The 22,054-nt window shown below is 57.5% G+C and carries 22 protein-coding genes; 6 read left to right on the top strand and 16 right to left on the bottom strand.

Annotated features, from left to right (window positions below; all coding sequences use genetic code 11):
* Window positions 1-218: 218 nt before the first annotated feature.
* The 3 genes from J2X72_RS00990 to J2X72_RS00980 are packed head-to-tail and all read left to right on the top strand — an operon-like array spanning window position 219 to window position 4,101.
* Window positions 219-2,924, top strand: coding sequence for a sensor histidine kinase KdpD (locus J2X72_RS00990; RefSeq protein WP_310067486.1), 2,706 nt, complete (start codon window positions 219-221; stop codon window positions 2,922-2,924).
* Window positions 2,921-3,613, top strand: a complete 693-nt coding sequence (locus J2X72_RS00985) for a response regulator transcription factor (RefSeq protein WP_310067484.1) — start codon at window positions 2,921-2,923, stop codon at window positions 3,611-3,613. The genes J2X72_RS00990 and J2X72_RS00985 overlap by 4 nt, the downstream gene beginning before the upstream one ends.
* A gap of 38 nt (window positions 3,614-3,651) precedes the next feature.
* Window positions 3,652-4,101 carry a PTS sugar transporter subunit IIA gene (locus J2X72_RS00980; protein WP_310067482.1) on the top strand — a complete coding sequence of 150 codons (450 nt, stop codon included), beginning with the start codon at window positions 3,652-3,654 and terminating at the stop codon, window positions 4,099-4,101.
* A gap of 31 nt (window positions 4,102-4,132) precedes the next feature.
* Here the strand turns inward: J2X72_RS00980 and J2X72_RS00975 are convergent, their stop codons facing one another.
* From J2X72_RS00975 to J2X72_RS00955, 5 genes are all read right to left on the bottom strand, one after another.
* A complete protein-coding gene (locus J2X72_RS00975) occupies window positions 4,133-4,405 on the bottom strand; it encodes a hypothetical protein (RefSeq protein ID WP_310067480.1) in 273 nt (90 codons plus the stop codon).
* 67 nt (window positions 4,406-4,472) lie between these two features.
* Window positions 4,473-5,450, bottom strand: coding sequence for a 4-hydroxy-tetrahydrodipicolinate synthase (gene dapA / locus J2X72_RS00970; protein WP_310067478.1), 978 nt, complete (start codon window positions 5,448-5,450; stop codon window positions 4,473-4,475).
* A gap of 82 nt (window positions 5,451-5,532) precedes the next feature.
* Window positions 5,533-5,691: a hypothetical protein gene (locus J2X72_RS00965; protein WP_310067476.1), complete on the bottom strand. Its 159-nt coding sequence runs from the start codon at window positions 5,689-5,691 to the stop codon at window positions 5,533-5,535.
* Window positions 5,692-5,842: 151 nt separating this feature from the next.
* Complete coding sequence (locus J2X72_RS00960) at window positions 5,843-7,285, bottom strand: TRAP transporter large permease subunit (RefSeq protein ID WP_310067473.1); 1,443 nt, start codon at window positions 7,283-7,285, stop codon at window positions 5,843-5,845.
* Window positions 7,282-7,890, bottom strand: coding sequence for a TRAP transporter small permease subunit (locus tag J2X72_RS00955; RefSeq protein WP_209999253.1), 609 nt, complete (start codon window positions 7,888-7,890; stop codon window positions 7,282-7,284). Before J2X72_RS00955 ends, J2X72_RS00960 begins: the two co-directional genes overlap by 4 nt.
* A 216-nt stretch (window positions 7,891-8,106) precedes the next feature.
* Here J2X72_RS00955 and J2X72_RS00950 point away from each other — a divergent pair, with 216 nt between their 5' ends.
* Together J2X72_RS00950 and J2X72_RS00945 are read left to right on the top strand one after the other, a co-directional pair.
* Window positions 8,107-8,601 carry a GFA family protein gene (locus J2X72_RS00950; protein WP_209999254.1) on the top strand — a complete coding sequence of 165 codons (495 nt, stop codon included), beginning with the start codon at window positions 8,107-8,109 and terminating at the stop codon, window positions 8,599-8,601.
* A gap of 2 nt (window positions 8,602-8,603) precedes the next feature.
* The gene (locus tag J2X72_RS00945) at window positions 8,604-9,440 is read left to right on the top strand and encodes an aldo/keto reductase (protein ID WP_310067469.1); all 837 of its coding nucleotides are present in this window, start codon (window positions 8,604-8,606) and stop codon (window positions 9,438-9,440) included.
* Between the two features lie 26 nt (window positions 9,441-9,466).
* Here J2X72_RS00945 and J2X72_RS00940 read toward each other — a convergent pair whose 3' ends face one another.
* Entirely contained in the window at window positions 9,467-11,260 is a 1,794-nt protein-coding gene (locus J2X72_RS00940) for a chloride channel protein (RefSeq protein ID WP_310067467.1), read from the bottom strand.
* 140 nt (window positions 11,261-11,400) lie between these two features.
* Window positions 11,401-12,201: an SDR family oxidoreductase gene (locus J2X72_RS00935; protein WP_310067464.1), complete on the bottom strand. Its 801-nt coding sequence runs from the start codon at window positions 12,199-12,201 to the stop codon at window positions 11,401-11,403.
* 104 nt (window positions 12,202-12,305) lie between these two features.
* Between J2X72_RS00935 and J2X72_RS00930 the strand changes: the two genes are divergently transcribed.
* The gene (locus tag J2X72_RS00930) at window positions 12,306-13,250 is read left to right on the top strand and encodes a GlxA family transcriptional regulator (RefSeq protein WP_310067461.1); all 945 of its coding nucleotides are present in this window, start codon (window positions 12,306-12,308) and stop codon (window positions 13,248-13,250) included.
* Here the strand turns inward: J2X72_RS00930 and J2X72_RS00925 are convergent.
* The 9 genes from J2X72_RS00925 to J2X72_RS00885 form a co-directional block, all read right to left on the bottom strand.
* The gene (locus J2X72_RS00925) at window positions 13,245-14,492 is read right to left on the bottom strand and encodes a Zn-dependent hydrolase (protein ID WP_310069227.1); all 1,248 of its coding nucleotides are present in this window, start codon (window positions 14,490-14,492) and stop codon (window positions 13,245-13,247) included. The two genes, J2X72_RS00930 and J2X72_RS00925, sit on opposite strands and share 6 nt — an antisense overlap.
* 11 nt (window positions 14,493-14,503) lie before the next feature.
* Window positions 14,504-15,274 carry a glutamine amidotransferase gene (locus J2X72_RS00920; protein ID WP_209999260.1) on the bottom strand — a complete coding sequence of 257 codons (771 nt, stop codon included), beginning with the start codon at window positions 15,272-15,274 and terminating at the stop codon, window positions 14,504-14,506.
* A 30-nt stretch (window positions 15,275-15,304) separates the two neighbouring features.
* The gene (locus J2X72_RS00915; protein WP_310067458.1) at window positions 15,305-16,396 is read right to left on the bottom strand and encodes a phosphotriesterase-related protein; all 1,092 of its coding nucleotides are present in this window, start codon (window positions 16,394-16,396) and stop codon (window positions 15,305-15,307) included.
* A complete protein-coding gene (locus tag J2X72_RS00910) occupies window positions 16,397-17,425 on the bottom strand; it encodes an ABC transporter permease (protein ID WP_405044627.1) in 1,029 nt (342 codons plus the stop codon).
* Complete coding sequence (locus J2X72_RS00905; RefSeq protein ID WP_209999262.1) at window positions 17,422-18,225, bottom strand: ATP-binding cassette domain-containing protein; 804 nt, start codon at window positions 18,223-18,225, stop codon at window positions 17,422-17,424. The genes J2X72_RS00910 and J2X72_RS00905 overlap by 4 nt, the downstream gene beginning before the upstream one ends.
* 75 nt (window positions 18,226-18,300) lie before the next feature.
* Window positions 18,301-19,239 carry a substrate-binding domain-containing protein gene (locus J2X72_RS00900; protein WP_310067453.1) on the bottom strand — a complete coding sequence of 313 codons (939 nt, stop codon included), beginning with the start codon at window positions 19,237-19,239 and terminating at the stop codon, window positions 18,301-18,303.
* A gap of 117 nt (window positions 19,240-19,356) precedes the next feature.
* Window positions 19,357-19,965: a cupin domain-containing protein gene (locus J2X72_RS00895; RefSeq protein WP_112523865.1), complete on the bottom strand. Its 609-nt coding sequence runs from the start codon at window positions 19,963-19,965 to the stop codon at window positions 19,357-19,359.
* 113 nt (window positions 19,966-20,078) lie between these two features.
* The gene (locus tag J2X72_RS00890; protein WP_310067450.1) at window positions 20,079-20,969 is read right to left on the bottom strand and encodes an MBL fold metallo-hydrolase; all 891 of its coding nucleotides are present in this window, start codon (window positions 20,967-20,969) and stop codon (window positions 20,079-20,081) included.
* Window positions 20,970-21,049: 80 nt separating this feature from the next.
* Entirely contained in the window at window positions 21,050-22,024 is a 975-nt protein-coding gene (locus J2X72_RS00885; RefSeq protein WP_310067447.1) for a DMT family transporter, read from the bottom strand.
* Between the last annotated feature and the right edge of the window lie 30 nt (window positions 22,025-22,054).

Raw genomic sequence — 22,054 nt, 5'->3', positions numbered from 1 at the left:
GCAGCTTGCAGCCCGATCAGGTCCGCAGGATAAAGTCCATCTTCCCCGGCAACATCGTCGCAAAGGCTCGAAAATGAACGACATTTCCTTCACCTTTGCTCCTTGTATCCGGAAAGATGGCCTCATACCATTTCCATCAGATTTATGAGTTCACGACCTGGTTGAATGGGAGCCGGGAGCTGCAACCGCAAACCCGGCTCCGGCATGAGAGGCCCACAATGCCCACTGACAGCCGCGACACCGACAGGAGACCATCACCCGATGCACTCCTTGAAACTGCGGAGCGCGAGACGCGAGGACGGCTGAAGATTTTTCTCGGGGCGGCACCCGGCGTGGGCAAAACCTATGAAATGCTGATGGCTGGCCGATCGGCACTTGCAGACGGCAAGGATGTGGTGATCGGCGTCGTCGAGACGCATGGCCGCAAAGAAACGCAGGCGCTGGTCAACGGTTTCGAGGTGATTGCGCGCTCACAGGTCAACTACAAGGATCATCATCTTGAGGAGATGGACCTCGATGCGATCCTCGCACGTCGGCCAAGCCTCGTTCTGGTTGATGAACTCGCACATACGAATGCTCCAGGCACGCGCCATCCGAAACGTTATATGGATGTGCGGGAGATTTTGGCCCACGACATCGACGTCTATTCGACGATGAACATCCAGCACGTCGAAAGCCTGAATGATGTCGTGGCGCAGATCACCAAGGTGCGGGTGCGCGAGACGGTGCCGGATTCGGTCATCGACCAGGCCGATGAGGTCGAGATCATCGATCTGACACCCGCTGATCTGATCAAGCGTCTGCAGGAGGGCAAGGTCTACGTTCCAGCCAACGCCAAGCGCGCCATGGAAAACTATTTTTCGCCGGGCAATCTGACTGCCCTGCGCGAGCTCGCCCTGCGGCGTACTGCGCAACGTGTCGATGATCAGCTGCTGACGCATATGCAGGCGAATGCGATATCCGGGCCCTGGCCGGCCGGCGACCGGGTTCTCGTTTGTATCGATGAGCATCCAGGCGGTGCTTCGCTTGTCAGATATGCCCGCCGCCTTGCGGATCGGCTGCGGGCGCCGTGGACGGCTGTTAACGTGGAGACACAGCGGTCGACGCGTTTTTCAGAAGCGGATCGGAATCGCATCGCATCTACCTTGCGCCTTGCAAGCCAGCTAGGCGGTGACGCGATCACGCTCCCGGGCCGGGATGCTGCCGAGGAAATCGCACGTCACGCACGGGAGAACAATGTTACACACATCGTCATCGGCAAGCCCTATAAGGCGCAATGGCGCGAACTCTTTGAGGGGTCAGTATCCCATGATCTGATCCGCCAGGCCGGCAATATCAGCGTGCATGTCATTTCCGGAAGCGAAGAGCATGCTGGTGCTACGGTGCGGACAGCCGAGCAGGCACCGATGGCGCGCGTCCGGATCAGAGCCTATCTCTTGAGCACGGGCTATGTGATCGGTGCATTGGTATTCGGCCTATTGCTCTCCAGCGTGGTTGACGTGCGCAACATTGCGCTTGTCTTTCTCATGGCGGTGCTTGCGACCGCCGTTTCGGTTGGGCTCTGGCCGGCTTTGTTAGCCTCCGTCCTCAGCGCCCTGATGCTCAATTTCTTCTTTCTTCCGCCGCTTTACACGCTCGATATTGGTGATCCCGAAAGCGTCATCGCTCTCGCCTTCTTCTTTGGTGTGGCAGTCATTGCCAGCAATCTGACCGCACGGGTCCAGCGTCAGGCCGCGGCGGCACGTCAACGCGCGCGAACGACCGAAGATCTCTATCTCTTCAGCAAGAAACTTGCCGGGACCGGCACGCTCGACGATGTGTTGTGGGCGACGGCGTTCCAGATCGCATCCATGTTGAAAGTGCGTGTGGTCCTGCTCCTGCCAGATCATGGGACAATCGAAGTGAAGGCCGGCTATCCGCCCGACGATTCGCTGGACGACGCGGACATCGCGGCGGCGCGCTGGGCGTGGGAGAACAACCGTGCCGCAGGGCGGGGCGCCGACACGCTGCCGGGTGCGAAGCGACTCTACCTGCCGCTGCGGACAGGACGCATGGCGGTGGGCGTCATAGGGCTGGACAGTGACAAACAGGGGCCGCTGCTCACACCGGAGCAGCAACGTCTACTGGATGCGCTGGCTGATCAGGCGGCTGTCGCCATCGAACGCACACAGCTTGTGGCCGACGTCGACCGGGCCAAGCTCGCAGCGGAGGCCGACCGGCTTCGCTCGGCGCTCCTGACGTCCATTTCGCACGATCTGAAGACTCCGCTTGCGGCCATCATGGGCGCGGCAGGCACCCTGAAGGAGTTCGCACCCGCCCTGCCGATCGAGGCGCGGGTGGAACTGCTCGGGACTGTCATCGACGAATCCGAACGGCTCAACCGGTTCATTGCCAATCTGCTCGACATGACCAGGATCGAATCCGGGGCGATGGAGCCGAATTTTGCGTTCCACTACGTTGGCGACATTGTCGGTACAGCGCTGAGCCGGGCCAGAAAGATCATTGGGCAGCACAAGACGGAGGTCGATATTCCGCCCGACCTGCCGATGCTCAGGGTCGATCCGGTGCTGTTCGAGCAGGTATTGTTCAACCTTCTCGACAATGCTTCCAAATATGCACCGGAAGGTTCCTCGCTGCGAATTCAGGCCTGGACCGATGATGGCTGGGTAATCCTGCAGGTCATTGACGAAGGGCCGGGCATCCCCGCCGACGATCTGGAGCGGGTTTTCGATACATTCTATCGCGTACGCAAGGGCGATCAGGTCACAGCCGGCACGGGGCTTGGCCTGTCGATATCACGCGGCTTCATAGAAGCCATGGGCGGTACCATTAACGCGGAAAGGCGCATCGACCGGTCGGGGTCGATCTTCACGATCAGGATGCCTGTTCCGAAGGAGACGCCAAATCTGGAAGAACTCATATGACAAATTCGAGTGTCAAGATCCTGATTGTGGATGATGAGCCACCCATCCGCAAGTTGCTCCGGCTCGGCCTCAGCACGCAGGGCTACAGTGTTGTCGAGGCCATGAATGCCAGCGCCGCGATCGAACAGATAGCTCTGGCCCAGCCGGATCTCATTGTGCTCGATCTCGGACTGCCGGACCTGTCTGGTTACGAACTGCTGCGTCGCTGGCGCGATGAGGGCTCGGATCTGCCGGTGGTCGTTCTGTCAAGCCGGACGGACGAAGGCGGAATCGTGCAGGCGCTGGAGCTCGGTGCAGATGATTACATCACCAAGCCGTTCGGCATGAATGAACTCGTCGCCCGTATACGCGTCGCGTTGCGGCACAGGTTGCAGCAACAGGGCGAGAGACCGATTTTCGAGACGGGCGGGCTTTCGGTCGATCTTGTCAAGCGAATCGTCAAGGTCGATGGCAAAGAGGTCAAGCTGTCGCCAAAGGAATACGAAATCCTGCGTGTTCTCGTACAGCATGCGGGCAAGGCCCTGACGCACCGGTTCCTGCTGGCGCAGGTGTGGGGAGGTTCGACGGATGTGCAATATCTGCGCGTTTACGTGCGGCAACTCCGGCAGAAGATCGAGCGTCTGCCCGATCAACCGCAATATATCACGACAGAGACAGGCGTTGGATACCGCCTCAGGGAAGTAGAGTGACACACGCGTACGCGACTGAAAAGAGAATGAGAATTGCCATGAACTTAGCCGACTATATAAAGCCGGAAAATGTAATCCCGACTCTTGATGTGTCAACCAAGACGCAGGCGCTGCAGGTGATGTCTGCCAGCGCAAGTGAACTTGCAACCATTCCAGCGGACGCGATTCTGGAGGCGCTGCTAAAGCGGGAGAGGCTGGGGTCGACTGGTGTAGGACAGGGTGTTGCCCTTCCGCACACGCATATCGCTGGCATTGGCCGGCCCATCGCCATGGTTGCTCGATTGAAGCAACCCATCGACTTCGAATCGATCGACGGCAAGCCGGTGGATATCGTCTTCCTGTTACTGACGCCGAACGAGGCACCCAAGCCGCATCTCAATGTGTTGGCGTGTTTTTCCAGGAGGCTGCGCTCGCCCGGTGTTCTCGATCACATGAGAGCGGCGCATGACGCAGCGTCGCTCTACTCGTCTTTTGTTGAGGAACGCTAGAGCCTCCTCCAAGCATGAAAGGCTCTAGCGCTCAGGCGCGTTTACGGTAAGACCGCTGCGACCGGTCGGACAGGTCCTGCCAGGGGTCGGCGAGCAGGCAATCGTCGTCCTCGGCGCACCAGACCGCGCCCGGCTGGTGCTCGCTCTGCGCAACGGCAAAATGTACGGCCGATTGCTTGTCCGCAAAAATACCGCCGACCAGACGCTGCCTGTCACAGACGATCCAGCAACCGTCAATGCTGCGACCGACAAGAAAGCGACGACAATCGTTCGAGTTATCGTGATTTTTTACAGCATGTGCCATGATCTCTCACTTTCAGCTTCAGGCTTGCCGGCCTGAAGCGATTGATTTTGTTGAATTGCTATTGGTACTAGACGCGCCAAGCGAGTGGCGCGGTCTGGCCCCCGGAAATTGTCTCGACTTGCTTGAAGATTGCGGCGCCGTCATCTGTTCCACCCAGATGATCAAGAGCCGATCTGATCTCGATAGCTGTCTCGACGGAGACGGGTACAAGCGGCAGGCGAACTTCGTCGCTCATGCCACGGCGATGCTTGAGTGCACACTTTATCGGGCACGGATTTATATCGAGGTCGAAAGCCTTGAAGACTGGCTGCATTCTTTGCTGAATGTATCGGGCGGTAGCCCAGTCACCTGCTTTGCATGCATCGCGCAGGGCGACGAAGACGTGCGGCAGCACGTTGGCGATCACCGAGATCATCCCGTCGCCACCTAGGAGATTGAATGCGTATGCCGTCTCATCGTGACCGGACAGCAATATGAAGCGGTCACGGAATATCGTGCGGATATATTCGACGCGCTTGACCTCTCCCGTCGCGTCTTTGATGCCCACGATCGAAGGAATTTGCGCAAGCCGATCGAGAGTGTGCATGGTGAGATCCACACCCGTACGCGACGGCACATTGTAGATGATGATCGGCAGGTTGGTGCTTTGAGCGATCGCCTCGAAGTGACGCACAATGCCCTCCTGGCTCGGCTTATTGTAATAGGGAGTAACAATGAGGGCAGCGTCAGCACCGCAGGACTGGGCCGCGGAGGTGTGGGCAATGGTCATTTCGGTGCTGTTGGTGCCTGTACCGGCAATGACCGGCACGCGCCCACGTGAAGTCCGTACGCAGGCTCTGATGATTTTCAGCCGCTCGTCCCAGGCAAGGGTGGGGGCTTCGCCGGTGGTCCCGCAGGGGACGAGCGCATCGATGCCGCATTGCAGGTGCCACTCCGACAAGGTGCCGAGTGTATCATAATCGACGACGCCGTTCTTGAAGGGCGTGACAAGCGCGGTCATCACGCCCTTCAATCGTGAAGGGTCGACTTTGCTGTTCGTAATCATGGGGTTCCTCTTGTTGCGATCTATCTGCAGATCAGCCCCGACGCCGGCAAACTGCCGGCAACGGACTTGTCACCCGCCTCATTCAAAGAGACACACCAAGTGCGACGGCGAGTCTCAAACCGGCGGCCGCTGCCAATAGAGCAGTGAGCACCAGCAGCATGATTAGCCTCTGGCTGTGTTTCGGGGTAAGGTTCGTTTGTTTAGTTTTGTCTAATTCTACAGTATTCATCGAGATGGTCATTTCCATGCACTCCAATGATTTGGGTACACAAAGGAAATACCATGCCCGCCGATATGAATTCCATTGCGGGTTCAGAGTAAAGATATCAAGAAGTCATAAGGCTCGAACAAACCCTGACCCGAGTTCGGGCCGGCCGGCGTTTCGCCGTCGATCACTTGAACGACGGCGGCTGTCCAAGATCGAATGACGGCGGGTTGCCAAGGTCGTTGCCCGGGGCGGATGGCAAATTCAGCTGGATATTCTGCAGGTCGACTGCCGGCGCCGCATCAAGGAAATAGGTAACCATTCCCGGAAAGGCGATGAGCAGACCGACAAGGATCAGCTGCAGAACCAGCCATGGGATTGCCCCCATGTAGATATCGCTGGTCTTGATCGATTTTGGTGCGATACCCCTCAGATAAAACAGCGCAAAGCCGAAGGGCGGGTGCATGAAGCTCGTCTGCATATTGGCGCAGATCATGACGCCGAACCAGATGAGATCGATTCCGAGTGCGCTTGCCGCCGGCGCAAGCAGTGGAATGACGATGAATGCGATTTCGAAAAAATCGAGGAAGAAGGCGAGGACAAATATGAAGATATTGACGAAGATCAGAAAGCCGACGACGCCGCCCGGCAGGGAGGTCAGCATTGTTTCGATCCAGTGACCGCCGCCGACGCCCTGAAACACCAGACTGAACACGCGTGCGCCGAGCAGAATGAATACGACCATGGCGGTGAGGCGCATTGTCATATCCATCGCCTGATAGACGAGCTTCCAGGTCAGGCGGCGGTTCAGCCAGGCGATGAACATGGCACCGACAACCCCCATCGCTCCAGCTTCCGTGGGCGTGGCAAGGCCCATGAAGATCGTGCCAAGCACGATGAAGATGAGCGCAAGCGAGGGAACCATGCCGCGCGCGCAGCGTGCCAATAGCGGCCAGCCTCGGAGGGTGCGCGCTTCGGGCGGAAGCGCGGGAACGTGATCCGGCCGGATGATGCTGAGAACGAATACCCAGCCCGCGAATAACAGCACCTGGACGATGCTCGCTCCGGTCGCACCGATATACATGTCGCCCGGCGACTTGCCGAGCTGATCGGCAAGAACGATGAGTACAAGCGATGGCGGAATAAGCTGGGTGATCGTGCCGGAAGCCGCGATGACGCCGGTGGCGTGGCGGATATTGTAACCGTATTTCGCCATCACGGGCAGCGAAATGAGCCCCATGGCAATCACCGAGGCTGCGACGGTTCCTGTGATTGCGCCGAGAATGGCACCGACGAGAATGACCGCGTAGGAAAGGCCGCCGCGAACGCCGCCGAATAGCTGACCAAACCCTTCGAGGAGATCCTCGGCGAGGCCGCATCGTTCAAGGATGACGCCCATGAAGGTAAAAAACGGGATGGCCAACAGCAGTTCGTTGGAAAGCACCGAAAACATCTGATAGGTGAGATTACCCAGGAAGTCCGGGCCGATTTCTCCCATTTCAATGCCGATGAAGCCGAAGAAGAGCCCGACTGCGGCAAGGGAAAACGCCGCGGGATAGCCGATGACCATAAAGATGATCAGCCCGAAGAACATCAACGGGGCAAGATTGTCAGCAAAAAATGTCATCATTGAACGGGTTTCTCGTAGGCAAATTCACGAACATAATCAGTAGTGAGGGCGAGGTAGCATTTGATGAGTTCTGAAATTCCCTGCAGACCGACCAGCGCGAAGCCCACCGGAAGGCTCAACTTGACGGGCCATAGCGGAAGACCACCTGAGTTGGACGATCCTTCATTGGTTACCCATGACAGGACGAACCAGGGCCATGTGAAATAAATCATCAGGCAACATATCGGCAGCAGAAAAAACAGACCGCCAAGCAAATCGATCCACGTCCTCGTCCTTTCACTGACCGAGCCATAGACGAGGTCGACGCGCACATGTTCGTTCAATTTCAACGTCCAGGCGCCGCCGAGCATGACCATGCCAGCAAAGAGATACCACTGCAGTTCTGAAAGCGAATTTGAATTGCGGCCGTAAACGGCAAGGATGCCGCGAAACAGGCCGCCGACACCGACATGATGGTCCAGCCAGATCATCGTGCCGATGCTGTAACGCAGGAGCGCGTTGAAGGCGCAAACCAGCGATGCAAACAGGACAAAATAGATCGCGACAATCGCTATGCGACGATTGAATTCATCGATCCAGCCCGTGATGGCCAGCCATCGTGACATGCAGTGTCCCCTCCCATTCACACCTTTCTGCCAAGTCGGCATCTCTTGTTCGAGTTTGCAGCCGGCCTTGCGGGTTGACAGAGTTAACCCAAGGAATCGAACGTTGCAATGGCGCAGCTTTCGTCAATTTCACCGCATGGAAGCGGTCGTTGGCTATCCGGAGCCTTCCCTTCCTGATGCAATTGCGCAATCATCGGGAGGGCAAGGAGGAATATCATGGCGGAAGAATCTGAGGTCTCGGGCGTGCTGACCGGCGGTTGTCTTTGCGGCCATGTGCGCTATCGCATGGAAACTGCGCCGATCGTTGTCCACGGCTGCCACTGCCGTTATTGCCAGCGGATGTCGGGTTCGGCTTTCGCGGTCAATGCCATGATCGAGGCGGACCGCGTCACACTCACCGGCGAGGGCAAGCCCGACGCGATTCACACGGTATCGGCATTGCCGGCCGGCCAGATGATCCATCGCTGCCCGCGCTGTTCGGTACCGCTATGGGCAAATCACTCCGAGCTTGGTGAGACTTTCGCGCTCGTCTACGTCGGCACGCTGGATGATGCCGCGAAGCTATCTCCCGACATTCATTGTTTCACGACGACCAAGCATCCATGGATCGCGTTGCCAGCGGATGTCCCGGCCTTCGAAGGAAACTACGATGCGGAACAGGTCTGGAGCGCTGAAGCCAAAGCGCGTTTCACAACGGCGATGCAAGGTTAGATATGATGAAGCAGACGGCTCTTCCCTCAGGTGAAATGGTTCCGGTGCTCGGTCAGGGGACCTGGTTCATGGGCGAGGACAGACGGCAATTCTATCAGGAGGCGGACGCGCTGCGGCTTGGCCTCGATCTCGGCATGAGCCTGATCGATACGGCGGAAATGTATGGCAATGGCGGGGCAGAGGAAGTGGTCGCCGAAGCTATCGAACACAGGCGCGACGAGGTGTTTCTGGTGAGCAAGGTCTTGCCGTCAAACGCATCACGAAGGGGTACCAGGCTCGCCTGCGAACGCAGCCTCAAGCGGCTGAAATGTGAAACGATCGACCTATATCTTCTGCACTGGCGCGGTGGCTATGCACTTGAAGAAACGGTGGCGGGATTCGAAGACCTGATCAAGGCCGGAAAGATACGGCATTGGGGTGTCAGCAATTTCGACACGGAAGATATGGAAGAGCTTCAGGTGGTTGACGGCGGCAAGGGTGTCTCAACCAACCAGGTGCTCTATAACCTCAGTCGGCGCGGCGTCGAATTTGAGCTATTGCCCTGGTGCCAGGAGCACAAGATGCCGATAATGGCCTATTCGCCGATCGAGCAGGGGCGGATGCTCAATCATCCGGCACTCGCGCGTGTTGCCAGGGAGTGCAGGGCAACTCCGGCCGCGGTGGCGTTGGCCTTCGTTCTGAGCCGCGACGGTGTCATCGCTATCCCAAAATCGAGTACTTCCAAGCATATCCAGGAGAACCGCCGCGCGGTAGATGTGAAACTGACGGCGGATCAACTCGCAGTTCTGGATGAAGCTTTCCCGCCACCGCGACGCAAACGGCCACTTGAGATGCTCTAGAGCTTTCCATCCAGGCATGAAAGGCTCTAGATTTCTCCGGAAACGTCACGCCGCTGTCTGTCCAGTTCTTCGCTGTAGCGGCGCAGAGTATGACTTTCGGTGAGGAGACCGATGACGCGGCGCTCGACAAGATCATTGACCACGGCCAGTTCCTCGCTCTCCGCCTTGTCGAAAATAGCGGCAGCCTGTTTGGCGTTCATCTGTGGTTGCAGGAAGTCGTTCTTGTATTTGATCAAGCCGGTGATCGATTGACCTTCGTCAGAGCTTTCGGTCACGCCCGAATGCGCCTCCGGTACAAGAATCATGCCGGCATATTTGTTGTTATCATCGACAATGATCACCCGCTGGGTCGAGCCGAGCGGGAAATCGCGACGGAATTCAATAATGCTCAGGTTGGATGGCGCTGTGCGGACATCGACACGCATGAGCTTGGCCACGGTCAAATTGCGGATCCAGCCGACATCATGCGCACTTCTGATGCTTTCGCCTCTCAGGTGGAAACGCCAGGTAGCGAAGGAATAACCAAACAGATTGCGTACAGTGAGAGAGGCGGTAATTACCGCGGCAAGGACCAGCACCGTTATCGGGAAATCGCCTGTGATCTCAAGGGCAAGGAACGTCATGGTCATGGGCCCGCCGATGACCGATACGGCCAGTGCACTCATGCCCACAACAGCATAAATTACCGGTGTCAACGTGGCGTGAGCGAAGACGTAGGGGGCCGAATAGGCAAAGAGTTTGCCCAGCAATGCGCCCATGAACAGCGAGCCGAAAAACAGGCCGCCGCGGAAACCCGAACCGATGGAAATCGCCGAGGCAAATGACTTGAGCAGGAGCACGCCGATCAAAGCCGCAATTGGTGTTGTGTTATCGAGATTGAGGTGCAGCGCGCCATGGCCGCCGGAAAGCACCTGAGGGGAGATCAGCGCCAAAAGACCGATGAGTGCACCGCCAAACAATGGCCGGATCGGTCCGGGAACGAAGCTCTTTCGCGCAAACTGCTCGACAAACGCTACGCCCTTCATCAGAAGGATGCCGGCCAGCGCGCAGAAGACACCGAGAAGCAGAGCCGGGATGTAATCTGCCGTGACCACTGTTCCGAAACCGCCGATATCGATGATGAAATTATTGCCGGCGAGCATCCGCGCGATGATTGTCGCAGTGAGTGCCGAAACGACGACGGGCGCCAGACTGAGGATCGTATAAGAGCCGATGATCAACTCGAAAGCATAAAATGAACCCGTCAGCGGGGCATTGAACGCAGCCGCAATTGCGCCGGCTGCGCCGCAGCCGACGAGGATGCGCAGGTCCGAACGACGCAATTGCAGGGAGAGCCCAATCTTCGAAGCAAGACCCGATGCGAGCTGGGTGTAGCCGGCTTCGAGACCAACCGAGGCTCCGAACCCGTTTGAGACGAGGTTTTGAGCAGCAATGATGAGACTGTCATTGAGTGAAAGACGCCCGCCATGCAGCGCGTTTGCCTCGATGGGATCGACCATGGGTCTTTTTCGATAACGGTTGAGGATAAGCAGCACCATCCCCAAAATGGCGCCGCCTGTCACAGGTGCGGCAAGCAAGAGGACGTGGTCATTCGCCATGATCGACGAGAGCCGTTCGCCTTCGTTCAACCCGAAAATCAACTCGTGCATCTGCTGCGCGACGAAGCTCATGGCGGTGACGACAAAGCCCGACACGATGCCGACAGCGGCCGCCGCAAGAACGAGGCCGAGTTCGGTGCTGCGGGCAAACGCCCTCAGACGGCTTGGTGCAAGAAATATGGAGAATACGCCTAATCGGCGCAGTGCCAGTTTGCGAGACATTGTCGGCCCGAAGAGGTTTGATGATAGGAGTGGACAGGTCGACAGCCCAATATACGTCTATTGTGTCAATGCGTTGGCATGATTCGTGGCTTTTCAGATGATAGCGCGCGCGAAACCTGCGCGCGCCATCAGTTTACGACCTATTGGCTCAGCAGACGTGCTGCCGGCTTGCTGTGGGACAGGTTGGGACCGAGCGCCTGACGCGCCGCCTCGAAGGTGTTCCAGTCGGCCGCATCCGGAAGAGCAGGGATCGTGACGAGTTCCCCCTGGTCGAGGCCAGCAAGAGAAGCGTCAACCATGTCTTCGGCCGACATGACGATGCTCGCGGGAAGGTTGCTGATGGGCACGCCGGCGACATCCCAGAACTCCGTGCTGGTAGCGCCTGGAAGAACGGCCTGGACACGGATGCCTTTGTCGGCAAGTTCGTGATGCAGCGATTGACTGTAGGCCAGCACGAAAGCCTTGGTGCCACCGTACACCCCGTTCAGGAGTTCCGGGGAGATAGCCACGATCGAGGAGATATTGATGATCGTGCCGCCTCCGCGCTCGACAAGCCGCGGTGCGACAGCCCTGGTAAGTCGGTTAAGAGAAACCACATTGAGCGTGATCATGGCATCCATCTTGGCCGCGTCGGACTCGAGCAGCGGGGCGGCTGCGCCCACACCGGCATTGTTGACAAGCGTGGTTATGCTCGCGTCGGTACGCAGGATGTCTTCAAGGCGCGCAATGCCTTCTTCGCTGCCGAGATCCGCAGCGACGACCTCGACCGTACGCCCGGTTTCCGTCGTCAGGCGCTCGGCGAGAGTATTGAGTCTTTCACGGTTGCGCGCAACGAGAATGAGGTCATAACCGCGTTTGGCAAGCCGGTCCGCATAGACAGCGCCGATGCCAGAGGATGCGCCGGTGATAAGGGCAGTGCCCTGGGATAATGTGCTGGTCATGTATCTGCTCCATATGTTGAGGACAATTCCCTTCAATGGAAACAGTTTACATCTCGGCTGGTATGTCTTAAATGTCATATATACCACCTTTTAGGACGTTCACGATGCATCACATTGGAATCATCCTGTTCCCTGGATTTCAGGTTCTCAATCTGGCCGCTACGACAGTGTTCGAGTTTGCCAACCTGGCGCTCGATGAGCCTTACTATAAAGTCAGCCTGTTGTCGGAAAGGGGTGGGCTAACTGCGTCTTCCGCTGGATTTTCGGTCAGTACCGACCCTTTCAGCAACGCCCCATTCGATACGGTGCTGGTGGTGGGCAACAATGACGTGGAGCCGGTGTCGTCGGCCCTGATCGATTTCTTGCGCGAAGTCGCGCCACGATCGCGCCGCATCGGCTCGACTTGCACTGGCGCCTTCATCCTTGCCGAAGCTGGGTTACTCGACGGGCGGCGCGCAACGACCCACTGGTTCCATGCCCGGAATTTCCAGCGGGCGTTTCCTGATGTGAAGATGGAGGAAGATCGCATCTTCATCATCGACGGACCGGTCTGGACATCCGCCGGGATGACATCCTGCATCGATCTGGCATTGGCGCTGGTGGAAAAGGATCTGGGGACAGATATAGCCAAATCAGTTGCGCGAAAGCTCGTCGTCTATCATCGCCGGGCGGGTGGGCAATCGCAGTACTCGGCGCTGCTCGAACTTGATCCGAAGTCTGACCGAATCCAAAAGAGTCTCATTTATGCCAGGGAAAATCTGCACAAGGACCTATCCGTAGAGCAGCTCGCGGAAGTCGTGCATCTCAGTCCACGCCAGTTCAGCAGGGCGTTTCAGGCGGAAACCGGTCAATCACCCGCAAAGGCCATCGAGAACCTTCGCGTGGAGGCGGCGCGGTTGATGATTGAAAACGGGCGCATCCCGATCGATACAATCGCCCGCGATGTAGGCTTCGGTGATCGGGAACGCATGCGCCGCGCATTTCTGCGGGCTTTCGGGCAACCACCGCGATATATGCAGCGGAATGCTCGGATGGCAGCTAATTCATAGCATCTGAAGCGCAGTCAGGGTCGATTCCAGCAAAACCTGTGCGCCTAATACGCAATGTTCGGGCTTGACGAATTCTTCTTCATTGTGGCTGAGGCCATCGCGGCAAGGCACGAAGATCATGGCAGCGTCGGTGACGCGTGCAAGGAAAAGCGCATCGTGGAACGCGCCCGATAGCATTGGCTTGGAGGCGACACCGAGACGCGTTACCGCCCGATCGACCGCTTGTATCAGCAGGGGAGAAAATTGCGCCGGCGGCATGTCGAACGTTTGGCGGATGCTTGCCGCACAGCCGAACGCAGCTGCCTTTTCTTCACAGGTTACGCGAACATGGTCCTCCAGGCGCGCCAGTTCGGCAGCGTCCGGATGGCGCAGGTCGACGCTGAAAGACACCTTGCCGGGAATGGCGTTGATGGACGCCGGTTCGAGCGATATGCGGCCGATGGTCAATCGGGCCCGCTCATCATTGGGCATGACGGAATTGTAAAGTTCCTGCAGCGCTTCGGTGACCGCTACCAGCGGGTCTTTGCGGAACGAGAGTTGTGTCGTTCCGGCATGGGCGGTCTGGCCAGTGACGACGACCTCGAGCCAGCGGGTGCCCTGAATGGCATGGACGATACCGATCGGGATGTTCTCGCGCTCAAGTGACGGACCCTGTTCGATATGCAATTCAAGATAGCCGGCTAGCGGGCTCCCTAGCGGGCGCAGAATCGCTTGCGGAAGTGCGTCGAGGGTCGCGGCAAGTTCCTCGCCCAATACCTTGCCGTCTGGAGAATGGGCGGAATACCACTCCGGGGGAATAATGCCGGTGGCAAAGGCCATCGAACCCATGCAGCCCGGCGCATATTGACTGCCTTCCTCATTGGTCCAGGCGACCACCTCCACGGCTCTCGGTGTCTGGATACCGGCATCCTCCAGGGATTCGAGCAATTCGAAGGCTGACAACGTACCAAGCGCGCCGTCGAAGCGGCCGCCCATAGGCTGGCTGTCGAGATGACTGCCGATCAGGAAGGGCGGAAGGTCGTTTGAAAGCCCAGGCCGGCGGATGAACAAATTGGCCATCGGATCCTGGAAAACGCCAAAGCCGCGCTCTAAAGCCAGATTGGCAAGTTTGGCCCGAGCACTCCGATCTTCGGGAGACAGCGCCTGGCGGTTGACGCCCCCTGCCGGGGTTGCGCCAATAGCAGCGAAGTCATCCAGTCTCTGAAGGAGACGCTCTCCGTCGATCTTGCCGCCCGTGTTCATTGCGATTTGGGTCAATCTTTTGCAATCGCCCAGGCAAGCATCTGTTCGAACAGCGTCTTATAGCCCTTCCACGCTATAAAATCCGAAGGGAGCCAGTGCGGACCGACATCGGAGGTCCAGGCGAGCGTGCGGCCTTTACCGTAGGTGCCCGTGACCAGAAGGGGTTGTGAGCCGTAGTCGGTCGATACAGTTGCAAGGACTTCCGCGCCGTCCTTGATCGTGACCTCGTTATAACCGAGCAGGATCGGCCAGTCCTTGCCGAGCCCCCGTAAAATGGGGTGGTCGCCGGAACCGGTTACGACAGGCGTAAACCCTTCGGGCACCTCAACGCGGTCATCGACAGAAAGGCAAGTGACGGGCAGAACCTCTTCAACTGCCGTTTTGTGATAGCGCGCACCGCCATTGATGCCCTGGAAACTGTAGTAACCTCCAAACATCAGCAGCGCTCCACCATTGCGAACATAGTCACGCAACAGGCGAAGCCGGTTCGGCGTGGTCTTCGAGTGAATCCACGTATCTGGATGCAGGAGCAGTGTATTGGCGCCGATATCGGAGAGAATGATCGCGTCATATTCGGACAGCGCTTCAATCGTCTGAGGGAAATCGCGCTGCGCTTCATGCGCCGGCATGAATTTCACGTCGAAGTCGCTGTCCTTCAACGCCTTCAGCAATTCGTCGGCGCCGGTGTGATAAGTGACGGTCGGGAACTGGTCGAAACCCTTGATATGGGTTGCGGTGGAAACCCATGACTCGCCGGCGAGAAGAACTTTGTGTTTGGACATGAAAACTCCTTGAATATCAGAACGCAGCGATCAAGCCGCATCGGAAAATACGGATCTGGGATTGTCTGTGAGCATGCGCTCGATGGTTCCGGCGTCGACACCATGACGTTTGAGCCGCGGCACAAAGTGCTTGAGAATATACCCGTAACCAAATCCGCCATAACGCGTCAGCATCATCTTCAGGAAGACGTCCTGAGAGAGCAGAACGCGGTGGCCGAAACCCATATCGACGAGTGAGCGAATGGCACGGGCGTTCTGTTCGTCAGACGGCGATTGAGCATCTTGATCGGCGTAGTAATAATCCATGCCGATCATATCGTATTCGAGGAACGCTCCACGCTTGGCGAGCCCGGTCTGGTAGGGCAGATCCTCGTGACTGGGGTTCATATGGCACAGTATCGTGTGGCGCAGGTCGGCGCCTTCTTCTTCGACGATGTCGAGAACCTCATTGGCAAGACGCTCCCAACCCGGCAGATGGATCGATAGCGGTACGCCGGTGAGACGGGACGCGCGCGCTGAGGCACGCAGCGATTTGCGCTCTTCGGATGTGAAGTCCTTGCTGACGCCAACCTCACCGATGATACCCGCCATGATTTCGGGTTGCGTATCGCCGCCGCCAACATCGTTGACGAGAAATTCGGTGACCGCGTCGACATCCATATCTTTCAGCCATTCGGGATGGGTGTGTTGCAGATAGAAGCCGGAACCCATGATGATCTTCAGATTTGCCATCCTGGAGATGCGCCGCAGCTTTACCGGATCGCGGCCGATGCCGATGTTGGTGGGATCGACGACGGTGTGGCCACCCAGCGCCTGAAAGCGCTTAAGCTCCGAAAGAGCAAGATCCGTATCGTCCAAAGAAACGTTGTCGCGATTCATATAGGGATTCATGCGCAATTCGCCGATGATCTCGATCGATACAGGCTGATCCGCGATCGCCAGTTCGTCGGGATGGCATGGGCATTTCCACGACGTCGCACCATCTAGCAGAATGTGCTCATGCATCAGGGTAACGCGCATTTCATCTAAAGGCAGAGGCCCCTGAACGGTCATCACCGTTCCGGACTTAATCCCGATCGGTGCCCGTCCAGGTTCATTGCTCTGAAAGTCGAGACCAGTCATTCATCTGCTCCGGATCGCGCCGCGAAACAGCCGGAAGTTAAGCCAGATTGCCACCAGGATGATCGTGCCCGTGACGATGGGCGTAAAGAATGGTGACATATGAGCGAGGATGAGGCCGTTGCCGATAACGGCGACGGTCAAGGCTCCAAGCACGGTACCGATCAGGGTTCCTCGGCCACCGAAGAGGCTGGTGCCGCCCAGCACGACGGCGGCAATCACTTCCAGCTCAAAGCCCTGTCCGGCGTTGGACGAACCAGAGCCGAGGCGAGCGGCAAGTATGATACCGGCCGCTGCTGCTGCCGTGCTTGAAAGCACATAAACCATCAACGTTGTCAGCCGCGTATCGACACCGGCTCGGCGTACTGCTTCGGCGTTGGCACCGATGCCGGTCACATAGCGGCCGAAACGGGTTTCGTTGAAAACCAGATACGCGACGACGAGGACGACCAGGGCAATCAGTGCCGGGACCGGCACGCCGAGAAACCACGCGCGGCCGATGACCGTGAAAGGGCTCGTTGCTTCGACGGGGATGGAATAGCCGCCAGTAATAAGCAGGGCGATGCCACGGATGACAGACAGCCCCGCTAGCGTGACGATGAAGGCTGGTATGCGCTCATAGGCGATGAAGAAGCCTTGGATCGCGCCAATGGCAGCGCCGAGCAACAGCATGGCAACGATAACCAGTGGCCAGGGCAAGCCCGCTTGCAATGTTACCGCCGACAGGGTGGCGACGAGTGCAAGGACCGAACCCACCGAGAGGTCGATGCCCCCCGTAGTGATGACGAAGGTCATGGCCGCCGCCACGATCAGCAATGGTGCCGATTGCCTGACGATGTTGAGGAGATTGGGTGCGGTGAGAAAGGCGTCGGTGATGCCGGAAAACAACAGGCACACGACCAGGAAGAAGATGGCGATGGAAACGACGCTACCGTTGGCCATGAAACGATCGTGCAGCGTACTTTTTCGGACGCGCGTTTGAGCGGCGGCGGGATGCAGGGCATCGTTGCTTGAAGTCGATGGATTGCTCATGGCCTTGCTCCATTGTCTTCGCTGCGGCGCGCCGAACGCGCCTGGAATTTGCGGCCAACAATGAGATTAACGACGTCTTCGATGCTTGTGTCTTCAATGCGCCTTTCGGCGACATTGCGGCCCTCATACATGACCTGGATGCGGTCGCAGACCAGAAACAGATCCTGCAGCCGGTGGGTGATCAGGATCACGCTGACGCCGCGGGCGCTGACAGCCCGAATAAGATCAAGAACTGCCTCGACCTCCGCGACCGCGAGGGCTGCCGTTGGTTCATCCATGATGAGAACGGAAGGTTCGAAGGAGGCCGCGCGGCCGATAGCGATGGATTGACGCTGGCCACCGGAAAGATTTTCAACCTTCAAACCCGTATCGGCGATGACGATGCCAAGCCGGTCGAGCATGGTGCGGGCCTCGTCGTGCATCCGCTTTTTGTCGAGAAACGGTACACCCAATATCCGGCGTCTCGGTTCCCTGCCAAGGAATATATTGCCCGCCACATCGACGGTATCGCACAGGGAAAGGTCCTGATAAACCATCTCCACATGCTCCGATCGCGCATCTGCGGGTGAGGAGAAAGATACGGTCTTGCCGTCGATCTCGATCGTGCCTGCGTCCGGTATGACGGCGCCTGACAAAACCTTGCTCAGGGTCGATTTGCCAGCGCCATTGTCACCGACGAGCCCGAGCACTTCACCAGGCTTTAGGCTCAACGATACATTGTCGAGTGTCTGGATCGTATTGTACCGCTTGGATATGCCGGTCATGCGGACCCGGTAGGTTTCATTTCCAATATCGTTCATCGCAATACCATTGGGTTAAAATAATAACAGGATTGGGCGCGGCATGTGCGGCCGCGCCCCTTTGCAGCATTTGTTCTACTTGAACATGCCGCGGAACTGGTCGACGTTGTCCTTCGTTACAATTGTCACCGGCACATTGATGATGGGCTCGATTTTTTCGCCCTTCTTCAGCTTGATCAATGCCTCGACGGCCGCCTTGCCTTCGCCAGCAGGATCCTGCTGGACGACGGCTGTGACCCAGCCGGCATCGATGCCTTCAACGGCCTGCTTGGTGAGGTCCCAACCGAAGACCTTGACGTCCCCCGTACGCCCCTGACTGGTAACGGCTGACACGGCACCGACCAAAGCCGGCTCACCTGTCGCGTAGAGCGTCGTCATGTCCGGATTGGCGGTCATCAGATTTTCGGCCGCGGTCAGAGCCACGTCCTGCACATTCTGGCCATCGACGGTATCGAGGAAAGTGACTTTCTGGCCGCTGTCCGCAACGGCCTTCTTGAAGCCGTCCAGACGCTGGTTCTGAATGAAAGAATTGAGGGCGCCAATCACGCCGATCTTTGCGGTTCCCGCCATGTTGGACTTGACGTAGTCAGCATAGAACTTGCCGATGTCTTCGCCTGCCTTGGTGTTGTCGACACCGACAAAGGCGACGTTGTCGCCGTCCGGAATCTGCGCATCGATGGCGATAACCGGGATGCCTGCAGTCTTGGCGGCCGTGATCGCGGGCTTGACGCCGTTCACATCGATCGCAACCAGGATAATGCCGTCGACCTTCTGGGTGATATAATTCTCCATCGCGTCATTCTGGGCGCTTGGAACATTGTTGGCGTTGAAGATAACCAGTTTGGCGCCAGCCGCGTCGGCGGCCTTCTGCGCACCTTCGTTGATCTGATTGAAGAACAGTGCCTGCTGGTTGATGGTGACCAGTGCGAAGGTTTCGGCCCAGGCGGAGGAGCCAACAGCAAGAGACATGGCAATGGCTGCAGCGCAGCCCGATAGTATTTTGGTAAGACGCATCCCGATTCCCCTTTTTATTTGATGGATGGCCCATGTGAGGGCCTCATAAAAACTGAACGCCAGCTCATAATTCAAGAGACTTGAATGCTTGTCAAGTAAATTGAAAGTTTTCTGGCGTCAGAATGTCGGTGGTGTATTGACCCAGAAAATACTTGCACGCTTGTTGCCCGTGTTCCGGTAGGAATGGGGCAGATCGGAGTTGAAGACGAATGCGTCCCCTTCCGTCAGCTGGAAATGTTTTTCGCCGACGGTAAGTTCCACTTCGCCCGCCAGGATATAGCCAACTTCTTCGCCTGCGTGCTGGATCGGGCCTGCGCTGGCGCCATCCTTTTCGATATGATGGATGTTGCATTGGAGCAGATGCCCAGGCGAATAGGGAATGACGCGCTCCAGCGATATGCCTTCACCGCGCCGCAAGGGATCAAGCGCGATCAGTGGCCTTGCGCCCGCGCGAAAGACGATACCTTCCTCGCCATCCGACTCTTCGAACATCCAGCCGATATTGGTTTCGAGAACCTGGACCAACCGGTGCAGCATCGGCAGGGAAGGCGATGCCTTGCCATTCTCGATCTTTGACAACAGGCTTTCTGAACAGTTGGCGGCTTCGGAGAGGGCCTTCAGTGTGAGACCGCGTGTCTGCCGTGCCAGTTTCAGCCGTATGCCAAGCCGAGCCGGATTTGTCTCGGTGATACCGTTTGGCTGTTTTTCGAGTTCGATCTTGTTCATGCCTTGCCGTGACCTGTCAGCTGGTCATTTGGTTGTGAACTCGCACATCTGGTCAGCAGATTTAGAGTGCACGACCTCGCATACCTTGGCGCTCATGACCTGACAATGCAAGGTCAATCCCATTTCGTGTCGCCGAGTGCATTCAAGGGTATTTTCAGAAAACGTTTACCGTTCGCTTCTGGTTCAGGCAGCCGGCCACCATTCATGTTGACCTGCAGGGCTGGCAGAATAAGTCTGGGCATCGGCAGGGTCTTGTCGCGGGCTTGTCTCATTGCCACGAACCCTGCTTGAGAATTGCATTGAGAGACGTGGATATTGTGGCGCTTCTGGTCCCCCACTGTGCTTTCCCACAGAGGTTCACGCCCCCCTGGTTGATAGTCGTGACCGACAAAGACCCTGGTTTCGTCCGGGAGCGCAAGAATCGATTGAATGGACTGCCATAGATGCTCGGCGCTCCCTCCGGGAAAGTCACAGCGGGCGGTTCCGCCATCCGGCATGAACATTGTATCGTGAATGAAGGCGGAATCGCCAATGACATAGGTGATCGAGGCAAGTGTATGGCCCGGTGAGAACATCACGGCCCCGGTCAGCTTCCCAATACTGAAATAATCTCCGGCGTCGAACAGGTGGTCCCATTGCGATCCGTTTGCCGGAAAATCCGGCCAGTTGTAGAATTGCTTCCATAAGGCCTGGACCTCGACGATATGGCTGCCGATCGCGGTCGTTGCGCCCGTCCTGGTTCGCAAATAATCGGCTGCCGAAAAATGGTCGGCGTGGGGGTGGGTCTCCAGTATCCACTCAACCTTCAAGCGATTGGCGTCAACGAACTCCAGGATTCGGTCGGCGTTGGCGGTAGCCGTAGCTCCAGACTTTTCGTCGAAATCCAGAACCGAATCGATGATTGCACATTGCCGGGTTACGGGATCTGCAACTACGTACTGGACGGAATTCGTTCGTTTATCGAAGAATGCTTGAACGTCCGGTTTTATGGCGGCTTCCAACATTTTCGCGCGTCCCCCGAGCTTGAGCTCGGCACGATTCTCGCCGCTTTTGGTTCAGCTTGTCAATCAGCGTAAAGATTGGGTCATGATACATTATTCTGTTGAACCAGGCGTTGTGCTTTGGCCTTTTGCGATGCGCCGGAAATCACATGAACGATCACCGCAGCGAAAACGATCGATCCACCAAATACCGTACTCTTACTTGGCGCCTCGCTGAACACGAGCCAGACCCAGAATGGTGCCAAGGGGGCATCGAGGGAACCGATCAGAGCGGTTTCAATCGGCGGAAGGAGCTTGGCCCCAAGGGTAAAGAGGGCAAGGCCCACGGCAGAAACCAGTATGCCGAAAAGCGCAATGAGCATCAGATCATGGGCCGTCACCCCAAGCGGATAGCCGAGTGGCCAGCAGACGAAGGAGCTGAATAGCGCCGACAGACAGGCCGCCGGCATGACAGAAACGTCCGGAGAACGGCGGACGATGATCATCAGCACCGCCATACACAGTGTCATGCCAAAGGCGAGAGCATCGCCGAAGAAAGTTCCTTCGATGCTGAAACCTACCATAAGCGATACCCCGGCCGCGGCAGCGATGCTGGCGAGAATGGCGCTCCAGGTCGATCTTTCGCCGAGAACGAACCAGCCAAGAATTGCGGCCACAAACGGGATGGTGGCGTAGATGACAGCGACATGCGCTACGGTCGTTTCCTTCAAGGCACTGATGAAAAACACCATGCCGAGCGCGGAAATGCCAACAAAAAGCCAGCCAGCCTGACCCATGTCGCGGAAGCTCGACCAGAACCGGCCGCGTTCGGTAAAGACCATCACCGCTGCAATGCCGAGCGAACCGAAAATCCCGCGCCATGCGAGAATGGTCCAATTGTCCTGCGGGATGACACGCGTGAACAGACCCGCAAGGCTCCACGCGATTGCCGAGCCGGTTACGAAAATCAGTCCCAATTGATAAGCCGATGGCCTCATGATTGCCTTGATGGTTCGAAGGCCGGATACGTATGGATCTAGCGCCGCTGTAGGGGGAGATGGCAAGGCTGCGGTAGCCAAAAATTGACATCCTGCTGACATGGCGATGTC

This window comes from Phyllobacterium sp. 1468 (assembly GCF_031455525.1).
In the GTDB taxonomy this organism is placed as follows: Bacteria; Pseudomonadota; Alphaproteobacteria; order Rhizobiales; family Rhizobiaceae; genus Phyllobacterium.
Note: the sequence above shows the minus strand (reverse complement) of the source record. Positions and strands in the feature narration are given on the sequence as shown.